This is a genomic window from Marinobacter daqiaonensis, from assembly GCF_900115285.1.
Classification (GTDB): Bacteria; Pseudomonadota; Gammaproteobacteria; order Pseudomonadales; family Oleiphilaceae; genus Marinobacter; species Marinobacter daqiaonensis.
In genome coordinates this window covers 932812-946217 of sequence record NZ_FOYW01000001.1, presented here as the reverse complement: position 1 = coordinate 946217, position 13406 = coordinate 932812, and the positions used below count along the sequence as shown (strand labels likewise).

Annotated in this window: 11 protein-coding genes and 2 tRNA genes; 5 read left to right on the top strand and 8 right to left on the bottom strand. The window is 61.0% G+C overall.

Going from position 1 to position 13406, the window contains the following annotated elements:
- Positions 1-14: 14 nt before the first annotated feature.
- The 4 genes from BM346_RS04370 to mscL all read right to left on the bottom strand — a co-directional run bounded on the left by BM346_RS04370 (position 15) and on the right by mscL (position 3237).
- Positions 15-470: a tellurite resistance TerB family protein gene (locus tag BM346_RS04370; protein WP_092009211.1), complete on the bottom strand. Its 456-nt coding sequence runs from the start codon at positions 468-470 to the stop codon at positions 15-17.
- A gap of 43 nt (positions 471-513) precedes the next feature.
- Entirely contained in the window at positions 514-1479 is a 966-nt protein-coding gene (gene tal / locus BM346_RS04365; protein WP_092009209.1) for a transaldolase, read from the bottom strand.
- Positions 1480-1598: 119 nt separating this feature from the next.
- Positions 1599-2657: a tRNA dihydrouridine(20/20a) synthase DusA gene (gene dusA / locus BM346_RS04360; protein ID WP_092009207.1), complete on the bottom strand. Its 1059-nt coding sequence runs from the start codon at positions 2655-2657 to the stop codon at positions 1599-1601.
- A 175-nt stretch (positions 2658-2832) separates the two neighbouring features.
- Entirely contained in the window at positions 2833-3237 is a 405-nt protein-coding gene (gene mscL / locus BM346_RS04355; protein ID WP_092009205.1) for a large-conductance mechanosensitive channel protein MscL, read from the bottom strand.
- A 226-nt stretch (positions 3238-3463) separates the two neighbouring features.
- Between mscL and BM346_RS04350 the strand changes: the two genes are divergently transcribed.
- A complete protein-coding gene (locus BM346_RS04350) occupies positions 3464-4387 on the top strand; it encodes an AEC family transporter (protein WP_092009203.1) in 924 nt (307 codons plus the stop codon).
- Here BM346_RS04350 and BM346_RS04345 read toward each other — a convergent pair.
- Positions 4358-5443, bottom strand: coding sequence for a zinc ABC transporter substrate-binding protein (locus BM346_RS04345; protein WP_092009201.1), 1086 nt, complete (start codon positions 5441-5443; stop codon positions 4358-4360). The genes BM346_RS04350 and BM346_RS04345 overlap by 30 nt on opposite strands.
- Positions 5444-5605: 162 nt before the next feature.
- Here BM346_RS04345 and gltX point away from each other — a divergent pair, with 162 nt between their 5' ends.
- The 3 genes from gltX (at position 5606) to BM346_RS04330 (ending at position 7361) form a co-directional block, all read left to right on the top strand.
- Positions 5606-7090, top strand: coding sequence for a glutamate--tRNA ligase (gene gltX / locus BM346_RS04340; RefSeq protein WP_092009199.1), 1485 nt, complete (start codon positions 5606-5608; stop codon positions 7088-7090).
- A gap of 112 nt (positions 7091-7202) precedes the next feature.
- Positions 7203-7278, top strand: a tRNA-Ala gene (locus tag BM346_RS04335).
- Positions 7279-7285: 7 nt separating this feature from the next.
- Positions 7286-7361, top strand: a tRNA-Glu gene (locus BM346_RS04330).
- Between the two features lie 199 nt (positions 7362-7560).
- On the opposite strand, the gene BM346_RS04325 is transcribed toward BM346_RS04330, so the two are convergent.
- The 3 genes from BM346_RS04325 to BM346_RS04315 form a co-directional block, all read right to left on the bottom strand.
- Positions 7561-8409 (bottom strand): 6-pyruvoyl trahydropterin synthase family protein, encoded by an 849-nt coding sequence (locus tag BM346_RS04325; protein WP_092009197.1) that lies wholly within the window; start codon positions 8407-8409, stop codon positions 7561-7563.
- Between the two features lie 118 nt (positions 8410-8527).
- Positions 8528-9541, bottom strand: coding sequence for a response regulator (locus tag BM346_RS04320; RefSeq protein ID WP_092009195.1), 1014 nt, complete (start codon positions 9539-9541; stop codon positions 8528-8530).
- Positions 9542-9649: 108 nt separating this feature from the next.
- Positions 9650-10255 carry a hypothetical protein gene (locus tag BM346_RS04315; protein WP_227662901.1) on the bottom strand — a complete coding sequence of 202 codons (606 nt, stop codon included), beginning with the start codon at positions 10253-10255 and terminating at the stop codon, positions 9650-9652.
- 212 nt (positions 10256-10467) lie between these two features.
- On the opposite strand from BM346_RS04315, the gene BM346_RS04310 reads away from it, so the two are divergent.
- On the top strand, positions 10468-13392 hold the full coding sequence (locus BM346_RS04310) for an insulinase family protein (RefSeq protein WP_092009194.1): 2925 nt from the start codon (positions 10468-10470) through the stop codon (positions 13390-13392).
- Positions 13393-13406 lie beyond the last annotated feature (14 nt).

The window sequence follows — 13406 nt, the reverse complement described above, 5'->3', positions numbered from 1 at the left end:
TGCTGAAAGACGGCTCAGCGAGCCTGTTCGGCCTGGTGTCGGGCCTGCATATATTCCCGGTGGTTGAGGTGCAGCAGGTCCGCCATGCGACGAATCAGGTGTTCCTCGTACTTGTCGATACGGTCGTCCGCCAGGGCCACTCGCCATATGCTCTCGAGCACCTTCTGTTTCGAGGGCTGGCTCAGCTGTTCGTTCAGCACGCCGGTGAACTCGTACAGAGACGTTGAGTCGTCGGCGTGGGCCAGGCCATCCTCAAGTATGGCCCGGGCTTCATCCTCGGTAACTTCATGAACCCGTACCGCGCAATTGATGATGGTTTCCAGCTCACGGTCGTCTTCGTTATTGTCGACCCGGGCAAGCTGGACCATCAGGGCGGTTGCCGCAACGGCCAGTTGGTGGGAATCCGGGTCGGCGCTGCCACCGGCAGTTCCGGTATCCGGAAACAACAGCTGGCGGAGGCTCTTGATCATCTGCGTACATCCTCCGGGTAGTGGGGGTGGGGGCGGGCCCTGCTCAGGCTGCTTTTGCCAGCTGGCCGACGCGTTTCTCGAGTTCCACCTGATCCGCCGCAAAGCGGCGTATACCCTCCGCCAGCTTTTCAGTGGCCATGGCGTCCTCATTGGACTCCCAGCGGAACAGACCCTCGTCGATCGACAGTTTCTGCTCCGGGCTTGACGCCTGTTCCGGCGACAGCCGACGGGGCAGGGCACCGTCGTCGTTTTTCAGCGCCTGCAACAGGGCCGGGCTGATGGTCAGGCGGTCACAGCCGGCGAGCTGCTCTATTTCTCCAATGTTACGGAAACTGGCTCCCATCACCACCGTGTCGTAGTTATGGGTCTTATAGAAATTGTAAATGCGGCTGACGGAGAGAACGCCGGGATCCTCCTGGGGCAGGTACGATTCGCGGCCGCTGTTAGACAGGTGCCAGTCAAGAATCCGGCCCACAAACGGCGAAATCAGGTAGGCCCCGGCTTCGGCGCAGGCCGCGGCCTGGATGAACGAGAACAGAAGGGTCAGGTTGCACCGTATGCCCTCCTTTTCCAGCTGCTCGGCCGCCCGGATGCCTTCCCAGGTGGAGGCGATCTTGATCAGCACGCGGCTGGTGTCCACGCCCTGCTGCCGGTACAGGTCGATCAGGCGCCGCGCCTTGTCGACGGTGGCTTGGGTGTCGAAGGACAGGCGGGCATCCACTTCGGTGGAAACCACCCCGGGAATCAGGTCGAGAATCTGCTTGCCAGCCAGTACCGCGAGGGTGTCGGTTGCCCAGCTCAGTTGCTCCTGGTTGCTGCCACCCTGGTTTTCCGCATACCGGACCGCCGCATCAATCATCGGACGGTAGCTGTCGGAGGCTGCGGCCTTCAGCAGAAGCGAGGGGTTGGTTGTGGCATCCTCCGGGCGCCACTCACTGATGGCATCCAGATCGCCCGTGTCAGCCACGACAGTGGTCATGGTCTTCAATTGATCAAGTTTGCTGGTCATGGATCCTGTTCCTTGTTTCCCTGTTATCGGTGTTACGCCCATCCTGCCGGCGGTGTCGGTTACCATTACGATAACCCCCTGAAATGAAGGGAACAAGACGAGGGTGACTTACAGGTGGGTCATGATGCCGTTTCCAGCTCGGACGAAGGCGTCCTCACCTTGGCCAGGGCATCCAGGATAACCTCAATACCGGAACCGGGACGGTGGGCGTTCTCGCTGATATGCCGACGGAACTGGCGTCCGCCGGGCTGGCCGTGGAACAGACCCATGAGGTGACGGCTGATATGGGTAAGGTATATACCCCGCTCAAGTTCCTGCTCGATAAAAGGCAGCATGGCTCTGAGCACATCGTGCCGGCTGGTCACCGGGGCGGGTTCGCCAAAGAAAGTTTCGTCGACCCCGGCCAGCAGCCATGGGTTGTGGTAAGCCTCCCGGCCCAGCATCACGCCGTTGGTATGACGCAGGTGCTCGTGGCACTCATCGAAGGTCTTGATGCCGCCGTTGATGATGATCTCCAGCTCCGGATACCGGGCCTTGAGCTGGTATACCCAGTCATACTTGAGCGGCGGAATGTCCCGGTTCTCCTTCGGGCTGAGGCCCTCGAGAACGGCGATCCGGGCATGGACGATAAACGTTCGGCAGCCGGCGGTGGCAACGGTTTCGATAAAGTGGCACAGCTCTTCCCAGGACTCCCGGCCGTCAATGCCAATGCGGTGCTTGACGGTCACTGGCAGGGAGGTGGCCGCGATCATGGCGGCGACACCCTCGGCCACCTTTTCCGGATGTCCCATCAGGCAGGCGCCGATCATGTTGTTCTGCACCCGGTCACTGGGGCAGCCCACATTCAGGTTCACCTCGTCGAAACCGTATTGCTCGGCCAGAGCAGCGCAATGGGCCAGCTCCCGGGGGTCACTGCCGCCCAGCTGCAGGGCCAGGGGATACTCCATCGGGTCATGGCGCAGGAAACGGTCAGTATCACCATGAATCAGGGCACCGGTGGTCACCATTTCCGTGTACAGCAACGCCCGGCGGCTGAGCAGGCGGGCCAGGTAACGGAAGTGGGGTGTGGTCCAGTCCATCATTGGAGCGACGCAGAAGCGGCGGGAGGGTTCCGGTCCTGAGTTCGGCAGGCTTTTAGCTGATTCCTCCGGCTTTTTCGCTACTTCACTTCTGATCATTTCTTGCCTGTCTGCATTTTCAAGATCCTGGTATTTCCTCCAACCTTATCTTTAAAGGTCATGAGGGCGCATGCCTTCCACCGTTCGGAGACCAAGCACCGAATTAAGGTTGGTGAGAATTGTATCAGGAAAGCCGGACCTCTGACCGTAGGTCTTTAACGAAGGTTCCAACCCCTTAACCCTTCTCTTTCAGCAGGTCCCGTATCTCCATGAGCAACTTTTCCTGGGCACTGGGCGCCGGCGGCGCGGCGGGGGTTTCCGCATCCCGGTTACGCATGCGGTTGAGGGCCTTTACGCCAACAAATACAGCGAAGGCCACAATGAGGAAGTCCACGACGGTCTGGAGAAATGCCCCATAACGCAACTGGACGGCAGGTGAGGTTTCCGTGGCGGTCTTCAGGGTAACGGCGAGGCTGGTGAAATCAATGCCGCCGACCATCAGGCCGATTGGGGGCATGATGACATCGCCGACAAACGAGCTGACAATCTTGCCGAAGGCGACGCCGATGATGATACCCACCGCCATGTCGACCACATTGCCCTTTACCGCGAATTCCCTGAATTCCCTGATCATGTTCATGGCCGAATACTCCCGCTCCAGCGAATGATGAGCGCCCTGTCTGCCAGGGCTTGGGCACAACAGGATACGCGGGGTGCAGAGCGTTTTCACTATGGTGGGGTAAGGAAGCCGGTGCGGCATTATCCCCCGTACCGGCGGGCCGAGATGGCTCGTCGGGGCAGCGGGGAGTGAGACCAGCCCGGCGAGATGGTAGTATCCTCAGCTTTTCAGCTCCAGAGGGCCCCAAATGCCAGTCATCGTCCAGGCCTTGATTCCGGTCTTCGTTCTCATCGTGTTCGGATACCTGTTCCGGCGCTGGAACTTTCCCGGCGAGGGCTTCTGGCTCCATGCGGAGCGATTTACCTATTACGTCCTGTTTCCCGCCATGCTGATCTACAAGCTGGGCCAGGCCCGGCTGCCGGCATCGGCCTATGGGGAGATACTGGTGCTGATCCTGGCGATGCTGGTGGCCATGACAGTAATCCTGGTAGTGATGCAGCTGGTCTGGCGCTGGCCGGGGCCGGTCTATTCATCGGTCTTTCAGGGGGGAATCCGTTTCAATTCCTATGTGGGGCTGGCGGCCGCCGGCATGCTCCTGGGGGATGAAGGGATATCCCTGATCGCTGTCGCAGTGGCGGTCAAGGTGCCCCTGCTGAATCTGCTGTGCATCCTGATGTTTTCCCTGACCTGCCGGCAGGGCCAGCTGAGGCTGATGCCGGTACTCAGGGCCATCGCCACCAATCCGCTGATTATCGGTTCGGTGATCGGCGTGACCTGGAGTTTCTTCCGAATCGGTTTCCACCCCGTGGTGGCGGGGATTCTCGCCCCTTTGAGCGACCTGGCGCTGCCTCTTGGCCTGATGTGCGTGGGGGCGGGCCTCCAATTAAGGGCCCTGCGGAGTGCCTCGACCCCTTTCCTGGCTGCGTCGGTGGCAAAACTGGTTGTGTTCCCGGCACTGACCCTGGGGCTGGCCATGCTGTTGGGAATGGAGGGCCTGCTGGTGCAGGTGGCCATCCTTCTGGCGGCGTTGCCCACGGCTACTTCATCCTACATCCTGGCGCGGCAGCTGGGGGGCGACGCCCCCCTCATGGCAGCAATCATCAGTGGCCAGACCCTGCTGGGGATGATCACCCTGCCGTTGTTACTGGGCATCCTCTGGCAGGCAGCGTAATACCGCCTCCGCCAGGGAGTACTGGAACTTGATGTAGCCCTGGCTGGTTGTCTCGATGTCACCGGCCAGCGGATCCCAGGTACTCAGAGGCATCTGGATACCTTCCATCAGCGACCGCCACCACTGCCGGTTGAACTGGGGTTCGGTCAGCAGGCACGGTCGCTGGGCCTTACGCAGCCGATCCTGAACCTCTGACAGGTGACGGGCCCCTGGGCTGCGCTCCGGGCTCATGGTCAGCACGCCGGCGATTTCCAGGCCATAGTGCTCCGCGAACTGCCCGAAGGCGTTGTGATAGGTAAAGATGTCGAGGTGCCGGGCGGGCTCCAGCCTGCGGCCGATGTCGGCTTCCGCTGACTCGAGGTTGCGGGTGAATGCCGCCAGATTGGCCTCGATCTGCTCACTGTCGGTGCCTTCCAGCTTTTTCAGACGACCGGCAATAGCCTGTGCCATTTGCAGCGCCATGGCCGGATCCAGCCACAGGTGAGGGTCCGGGCCATCGCCATGGTCATGGCCATGATGGTCCTGATCCTTGTCGTGGTGATTATCGCGACCGGAATCATGGGAAGGCTCGTGCCCGTGATGATCGTCATGACCATGACCATCGTCGTAACCCCGATCATCGTCGTGACTATGATCATCGTTGTGACCGCGATCATCGTCGTGACCGTGATCCGTGTGGCTGCCGCCTTCTCCTTCGGTCTTGACGGCTGCCGGCGCCAGGGCCAGTGAACGGGCCCGGAAATCCGCGCCGTCCAGAAGTCGGGTCAGGAACGTCTCCATCTCCGGGCCGATCCAGAATATGGCATCGGATTCCTCCAGCAGTCGACGTTCCGAGGGCCGGAGCTGATAGGTGTGGGGGCTTGAGCCGGCGGGAACCAGCGAATGCACCTCAACCTGATCGCCGGCCACCGCCCGAACCAGAAGTTCGACGGGCTTGAGCGATGCGATGACGATGGGCCTGTTGTCTTCGCTTTTTGCGTGCGCCGCGTTGATTGCCAATACCAGGAAAAGACAGCAGGCCAGTAAAAAGCGGGGATAACTGCTAACCATCGACATGTGGCTGGGTCTCCGTGACTGTTAAAGTAACGTTATAATATTGCATTTGGCATCTGCATGGAAGTGCGGCCCGGACGGAGGTGTCCGGCTCATGGGATTTCGGGCCCGGGTCGGTATAATGGCGGCTCTCCATTCATCCACTGCGCCAGGCAGGAATCGTCAATGACTGTACGCACCCGAATTGCGCCTTCGCCCACCGGGGATCCCCACGTGGGCACGGCATTTGTCGCCCTCTTCAACCTCTGTTTCGCCCGCCAGCACGGCGGTGAGTTCATTCTCCGGATCGAGGATACGGACCAGGCCCGCAGTACACCGGAATCGGAGCAGGATATTTTCCGGGCACTGCGATGGCTGGGCCTGGAGTGGGACGAGGGTCCGGACGTGGGCGGCCCCCATGGCCCCTACCGTCAGTCCGAGCGCAAGGAGTCCTATCGCCAGTACGCCATGGACCTGGTAGAGAAGGGCCACGCCTTCTACTGCTTCCGGACGCCGGATGAGCTTGAGGCCATCCGCGAGCAGCGCAAGGCCCAGGGCCTGAATCCGGGCATCAAGGGCGATCTGGAGTTGCCCGCCGACGAGGTCCGGCGGCGCCTCGACAGCGGCGAGCCCTACGTGATTCGCATGAAAGTGCCGGACGAGGGCATCTGCAGGATCGACGACATGCTCCGGGGGGTGATCGAGATTGACTGGTCCCAGGTGGACTGTCAGATCCTGCTCAAGTCCGATGGCATGCCCACCTATCACCTGGCCAATGTGGTGGACGATCACCTGATGGGCATCACCCATGTGCTCAGGGGCGAGGAGTGGATCAACTCCGCGCCAAAGCACCAGTTGCTTTACCAGTACTTCGACTGGCAGATGCCGGTGCTGTGCCACCTGCCGCTACTGCGCAATCCTGACAAGAGCAAGTTGTCCAAGCGCAAGAACCCGACCAGCATCAATTTCTATGAGCGCATGGGCTTTCTGCCGGAAGCGGTGACCAACTACCTTGGACGGATGGGCTGGTCCATGCCGGACGAGCGGGAAAAGTTCACCCTGGCCGAGATGATCGAGCACTTCGACATCAACCGGGTGTCTCTTGGTGGTCCGGTGTTCGACGTGGAAAAACTGCGGTGGCTTAACGGCCTCTGGCTGCGGGAAGACCTTTCCGAAGAAGCATTCGTTGAGCGTCTGCGCAACTGGTGGTTCAACGAGGATGCCCTGCAGGATCTGGTACCTCATGTGAAGGGTCGTGCAGAAGTCTTTTCCGACGTCGCCCCCATGGCCTCCTTCATGTTCTCCGGCATGCTGGACCTCAAACCCGAGGACTTTGCCCACAACAAACTGGATGAGAGCCAGGTGCGGCGGGTACTCCAGTTCACCCTGTGGAAGCTGGAGGCCCAGCGCCACTGGGCGAAGGAGAATATCTTCGCGGACATCAAGGGATTGGCAAAGGCCATGGACCAGAAGATGGGGGATTTCATGTTTCCTGTCTTCGTTGCCATCGCCGGTACGCCCAATTCCTGGTCGGTGATGGACTCCATGGCTCTGCTGGGGCCAGACATGACTCGCGCCCGCCTTCGTCACGCCCTGAACCTTCTCGGTGGTTTTTCCAAGAAGGAAGGCAAGCGGGTGGAGAAGGAATACGCCGCTCTGGTTGCTGAATAACCGATCTGGTGGAGATTTGAGCGCTTTGGACAGGGATGTTCGGAAAACTGAAAAAAAGTGGTTTGAAGTGTTGACGCCCCAGGGGCGGATCCTTAATATACGCAGCCGTTGAGGGGCCATAGCTCAGCTGGGAGAGCGCAACACTGGCAGTGTTGAGGTCGGCGGTTCGATCCCGCCTGGCTCCACCAATTTCTAGTCCCCTTCGTCTAGTGGCCTAGGACTCCGCCCTTTCACGGCGGCAACGGGGGTTCGAACCCCCCAGGGGACGCCAATACGGCCTGACGGTTTAGTCCACCGGCAGGCCATCAAAAAAACCGCCTTCGGGCGGTTTTTTTGTGTCTGAAAACTTAGCCTCCTCAGCCAAGCCGGTGGGTTTCGGTGGATGAGCCGGGGCGTGTTTCCAAAAAACCTACCGACTGGCCTCCTGCCCCGAGATTGCAGTCCAGAGAAAAAAGAGGTTCACGCCGGGCTTAGCGAACAGCAATGGCACCCTTGCCAACTCCCTCAAACGCCTTGACCCGAACCTCATCAGCCGGGTGCGCCTTCTTGATCTCGTCAGCCAGGTAGGCGGCAATCAATTCGACGGTGGTATCGGTATCCAGCAACCACACCCGCTGGCGGGGCAGGGTGAGGCGGAATTCGCCCTGTTCGGCGTCGTAGTGGAAGCTCACATACTCGGTGCCATCGGCATCCGACCAGCTCTGGCCCAGATCTTCCCGGGTACCGATGTAAATGTCCTGCCACTGCCGCGCCCACTGCTTTTCCAGCTCCGGGCTCCGGCGGCCGTTGAGGTCGATGCAAATCGGTGACCGGTGGCCATGGGCAATGCGCTGACAGTTGCCCAGGTGTTTCTTGAGCCCATGCACATAGTGGTAGTAGGCCCCCTCGATAAGTTCCTCCCGCAGGGTGACCTCGACAGCGGTGACATTGGTGGGCAGAACCGCTTTCAGTTCCTGCTCCAGCAGCCGGGCCACGGCCGAGGGCACCACCTGGTGGTGGTCGAGGAACACCACCGACTGCTCCGGCCCCTCATGGCGGATATGGCTGCCATCCGCAAGCCGCCAGGTCAGGGATCCGGGAGTGTCACCCCGTTGCAGGCAGCTGGCCTCGGCCGGAACCACAAGCCGGTGGTCCACGCGCTCATCGATAACCCGCTTGATGGTGCGTTTGACATTGCCGAAGTCAAACACCATGCCCTGCTCATCCAGCTCGCCGCCAAGCACAATGTCGGCGATCCAGCTTTCGCCGACCAGACCTCGGCTGGGGTCTAGATAGGCAAAATCGATAACGGTCAGATTGTCGATAAACAGGTGATTCATGTGAGTATCCGGCAGGCAGACTGCGACCATGGCTTGAGAACAGGTCGCATTCTATCAAATTTGCCGGGGCCAGCGTGAATCCGCGCTTACCGCAAGTACGAGAGCGTCGGGAAGACCGTTAGCCGCTGAACAGGCCGGTGATCCAGGCGGCACTGGCGGCGACTACTGCCAGGCTGATTGCCAGGCCGGCCAGGTAGGCGTTGCGGGCATTCTTGCGGCGTCGGCCGGCGGCCAGTTCGTCGAGATGCCGGGCGACCTGCTCCGCCTGCTGGCGGGATGATTCGGCAGCCTGCTGCAGGGTATCGGCCTGCAGGCTCTTCCAGAACTCGTGGTCCTGGTCCCGCTGTCGGTCGAGCTCCTGCCTGAGGTGGGTGGTATGTTCCTCGATCAGTTTCTCCGAGGCATTGAGCAGTTCGCGCTGAAACCCCGGGAGACCCTTTTCCAGCAGGGCCGTTACCTCGGCAACCACGGTCCGGGCCACGGCCTTCTGCTGATCATCCAGGATGGCTTCCAGGGCCGCCAGTTTCTCGTTGATGAGGTTGGTATGAGCCTCGTTGTGCTCCTCCATGCCGTTCCGCAGGTAGCCAACCTGGTCATCGAACAGGGCGGTAAGGCGTTCGTGAAGCTGCTCACTGATCTGTGACTTCACTTCCGCTCTGGCTGCCATGGCAACCTGGTCCGCCTTGAGCAGGGGGATATCCGGGTCATTGGCCGGAGGCACCTGACTTTCTTCGCGCACCGTGACCGGTGTGGCCTTCGGCATGGCGCGCAGCCTGGCAAGCACTCGTGCGATACCATCCCGGGCGGGCGGCTTGTGGAGTATTTCGTCCACTCCCATCTCCCGGGCCTCCCGCTCGAATTCGTCGGATTTGCCGGACGTGCACATGACGATGGGAATGTGGGCCGTGGCAGGATTGTTGCGGATGGCCTTGGCAGCCTCTACGCCGTTCATGCCGGGCATCAGGTGGTCAAGAAAGATGACATCCGGCCGCTGGCTGTTGCTGAGGATGTCCAGTGCCTCCTCGGCGGAACCTGCGGTATTCACCGTCATGTTGCTGCTTTTCAGCAGTTTGCCGAGGGTGAAGCGGGCAACCTTCGAGTCGTCCACCAGCAGTGCGCTTTTGATGTCCATGGAAAGAAGTCTCCGGGGCAGGTTACCTTAACCGTTTGTCCATGTTACCCCGGGGAGGATACAGAATGTTACATAAGGGTAGTGCAATGTTTCGGAATGTAATCTGGCTCACATCTCGTCTGGCGGTATCAGGCCCTGGCTCTGGGACCAGGCCCGCATGTGGATGTCCGCCTCCTTCTGGAAGGGGGACCGGAACGGGTTGATGACCACATCAAAAAGAAAGAAGAACAGGCCGATGGACAGCCAGCCCGCAAGAAGAGTGTTCAGCGTCCGGGCCTGGACTTCCGGATTGGAGGCCACGAATGCCTGCAGATGGGGCAGTAGGGACTGGACCGTCACCACCGGATTGAATTCGGCCAGGACAAAGGGGATCCAGAAAGCCAGGACCACAGGAAAAAATCCGAATGACCAGGCGCCCCGGAGCAACAGATAGGCCAGCAGACTGCGCAGGTAGCGCTGCCGCAGGCCTGGGTTGTGGCGCACCCGGGCCAGGTAGCGCCGACGTTCATTGTGGTAATCGGTGGCATCCGGCACCCGTTGCCCGGTGGTCACGGTGCTTTCGGATGCATCCCCGCCATTATCGAGGGGAGCGCCTGCGGGCGATGGCCGCGGTCCGGAATGGTGTGGCGGTCCGGTGAATGTTTCGCCGCTTCGGGCCGCGGAGTCCGCGGCACCCGGGGTTGTCTTCGTCTGCTGGCTGGAAGTTTCCAACATGGTCTCGGGGTTCCTCAATCTGCGACTTCGCCGGACAGGGCTTTTCAATTGGCCGGCCCGCCTCCATCATAGAGGAATACACACGGCCGATAGTCGCTTTCCGTCACAACCGGTGACACGGCGGTAACGCTATTGTCAGCCGCCGGGCTGCCGGTTTCCCGAGCATACCGTGATAGGCTCCATAAAACTATTTTGCCAGACAGGACGAGTGAATGACTGAAAAAAATGCGTTGAACGTACATCCGGCATTCGAGAAGGTGAGGAGTCATCCCATTGCCGCCCTGAACCTCACTATGGAGGAGTACGTCCATCGAAAGACCGGTGCCCGTCATCTGCATATGGCGGCGGACAACGACGAGAACGTGTTTTTCGTTGCCCTGCGCACCTTTCCCATGGATTCAACCGGCGTCGCCCATATCCTGGAGCATACCGCCCTGTGTGGCAGCGAGCGGTATCCCGTCCGGGACCCGTTCTTCATGATGATCCGCCGCTCGCTCAATACCTTCATGAATGCCTTCACCAGCAGTGACTGGACGGCCTACCCGTTCGCCAGCAAAAACCGTAAGGATTTCGACAACCTGTTGAGTGTGTATCTGGATTCGGTCTTCTTCTCGAAACTGGATCCGCTGGATTTTGCCCAGGAAGGTCATCGACTGGAATTCGAGACCCCCGACGATCCCGCCACCCCCCTGGTCTATCGGGGTGTGGTCTACAACGAGATGAAAGGGGCCATGAGCGCCGCCACGTCCCAGCTCTGGCAGAACCTCTCCAGCCATCTGTTCCCGACCACCACTTACCATTACAACAGCGGCGGTGAGCCGGATCACATCGTTGACCTGGGTTATGACGATCTGGTGTCGTTCTATCGCCATCACTACCATCCCAGCAACGCGATCTTCTGCACCTACGGCGATATTCCCGCCCGGGAACATCATCAGCGTTTCGATGAGCTGGCCCTGTCCCGCTTCGACGCCCTGGAAGTGGACCTGCCGGTGAAGGATGAAAAGCGGCTGTTCTCCCCGGTACGGGTTGAACAGGGTTACGCCGTCAGTGCCGGCGAGCCCACGGAGAAGAAGACTCACATTGTCATGGGGTGGCTGCTCGGTCACAGCTTTGACCTGCAGCAGAACCTGGAGGGTCAGCTGGTGGCCAGCGTCCTCCTTGAAAATAGCGCCTCGCCGCTCATGCGGGCACTGGAAACCACTGACATTGCATCCGCGCCGTCCCCCATGTGCGGGCTGGAGGACTCCAACCGGGAAATGACCTTTGTCTGCGGGGTTGAGGGCACGGAGCCGGAACGTCGCGGCGACCTGGAAGCGCTGATCGAGGGTGTTCTTCAGCAGGTGGTGGAGGAGGGCATTCCCCAGGACCGGCTGGAGGCGATTCTCCACCAGCTGGAGTTGCATCAGCGGGAGATTGCCGGTGACAGCTTCCCCTATGGTCTGCAGTTGATCATGACCGCCATTTCGCCCATGGTCCACGGCGGTGATCCGGTGGAGTTGCTGGACCTGGAGCCGGTACTGGAAATCATGAGGGAGAAAATCCGGGACCCCGACTATGTCCCTGGCCTGATTCGCAGGCTGCTCATCGAGAACCCCCACCGGGTGACTCTCACCCTGCGTCCGGATGACCAGCTGGAAAACCGTCGCCAGGAGGCCATCCGTGAAGCCCTCGCCCGCCGCAAGGCCGAGCTCTCCGATGGGGAAGCCCAGCAGATCGTCAAGCGGGCCCAGGCACTGGAAGCACGGCAATTGCAGAAGGACGACGACTCCATTCTGCCGAAGGTGGACCTGAGCGACGTTCCCCTGAAGATTCATGTTCCGGAGGGTCGGACGCTGGATTCATTCCCGGCGACACTCTACAACCAGGGTACCAACGGCCTGGTATACGAGCAGACCGTGTTGAGCCTGCCCTCCATGACGGAAGATGAGCTGCTGCTGCTACCCCTCTACACCACGCTTCTGACCGAGGTGGGATGTGGTGAACTGGACTACCTGCAAATGCAGGATCGCATCTCCGCCTGCAGTGGCGGAATCGGAGCCAGCATTTCCGCACGTGGTGCCGTGGACGATGTCCAGAGCCTGGACGGCTACCTGATCCTCAGCGGCAAGGCGCTCGCCCGTAACCGGGCTGCCCTGTCCCAGCTGTTGAGGGATGTGTTCGATCATGCGCGTTTTGATGAAACCAGCCGTATCCGCGAGCTGGTGGCCCAGGTCCGGTCCCGCCGGGAGCAGTCCGTGACCGGCAGTGGCCATGGCCTGGCCATGGGCGCCGCGTCCCAGGGCCACAGCCCGGGAGGATGGCTGTCGTTCCGGCTTGCCGGCCTTGCCGGCATCAGGGGCACCAAGGCCCTGGACGACTCCCTTGAGGATCCCGCCAGCCTGGACAGGCTGTGTGAGAACCTGGCGAGCCTCCACCGGCGGTTCCGTGATCAGAAACGGCAGTTCCTGCTGGTGGCCGAGGAGGAGCACCTCGAGGCCATGGCCCAGAGCGTTCAGTCCCTGTGGTCTGATGCCCCCGGCGCGGCCGGAGATCAGTGGCGGGTTGAGCCTGTAAGCTATGACACCCGGGAGGCCTGGCTCACATCCACCCAGGTGAACTTCTGTGCCCGGGCCTATCCGACGGTGGCGCCGGACCATCCGGATGCCGCGGCGCTGACCGTGCTGGGTGGTTTCCTGAGAAACGGTTTCCTCCACCGTGCGATCCGGGAGAAGGGCGGTGCCTACGGCGGTGGCGCCAGCCAGGACAGCGTCAACGGCAGCTTCCGCTTCTTCTCCTACCGGGACCCGCGCCTTGCCGAGACCCTGAAAGACTTTGATGCGTCCCTGGCCTGGCTGAAGGATAACGACCATGGCCAGCAGGAGCTGGAAGAAGCGGTACTTGGCGTGATCAGCCAGCTTGACAAGCCGCGCTCCCCGGCCGGCGAGGCACGGCACGCGTTCCATAGCCGCCTGTTCGGGAGGACACCGGAGCAGCAGGCCCGCTTCCGCGAGCGGGTACTGGGGGTCACGGTGGAGGATCTGAAGCGGGTTGCCGATAACTGGCTGCGGCCGGAGCGGGCCAGCACGGCGGTTGTCACCAGCCACGAGAACCGCGCGGATGCCGAACAGCTGGGGCTGGAGATACGGGAGCTGTAAGCCGGCTGCCGCCG

What these genes read in the sequence shown, in the direction of transcription:
- BM346_RS04370 (WP_092009211.1), bottom strand. Translation starts at nt 470, where the DNA reads ATGATCAAGAGCCTCCGCCAGCTGTTGTTTCCGGATACCGGAACTGCC.
- tal (WP_092009209.1), bottom strand. Translation starts at nt 1,479, where the DNA reads ATGACCAGCAAACTTGATCAATTGAAGACCATGACCACTGTCGTGGCT.
- dusA (WP_092009207.1), bottom strand. Translation starts at nt 2,657, where the DNA reads ATGATCAGAAGTGAAGTAGCGAAAAAGCCGGAGGAATCAGCTAAAAGC.
- mscL (WP_092009205.1), bottom strand. Translation starts at nt 3,237, where the DNA reads ATGAACATGATCAGGGAATTCAGGGAATTCGCGGTAAAGGGCAATGTG.
- BM346_RS04350 (WP_092009203.1), top strand. Translation starts at nt 3,464, where the DNA reads ATGCCAGTCATCGTCCAGGCCTTGATTCCGGTCTTCGTTCTCATCGTG.
- BM346_RS04345 (WP_092009201.1), bottom strand. Translation starts at nt 5,443, where the DNA reads ATGTCGATGGTTAGCAGTTATCCCCGCTTTTTACTGGCCTGCTGTCTT.
- gltX (WP_092009199.1), top strand. Translation starts at nt 5,606, where the DNA reads ATGACTGTACGCACCCGAATTGCGCCTTCGCCCACCGGGGATCCCCAC.
- BM346_RS04325 (WP_092009197.1), bottom strand. Translation starts at nt 8,409, where the DNA reads ATGAATCACCTGTTTATCGACAATCTGACCGTTATCGATTTTGCCTAT.
- BM346_RS04320 (WP_092009195.1), bottom strand. Translation starts at nt 9,541, where the DNA reads ATGGACATCAAAAGCGCACTGCTGGTGGACGACTCGAAGGTTGCCCGC.
- BM346_RS04315 (WP_227662901.1), bottom strand. Translation starts at nt 10,255, where the DNA reads ATGTTGGAAACTTCCAGCCAGCAGACGAAGACAACCCCGGGTGCCGCG.
- BM346_RS04310 (WP_092009194.1), top strand. Translation starts at nt 10,468, where the DNA reads ATGACTGAAAAAAATGCGTTGAACGTACATCCGGCATTCGAGAAGGTG.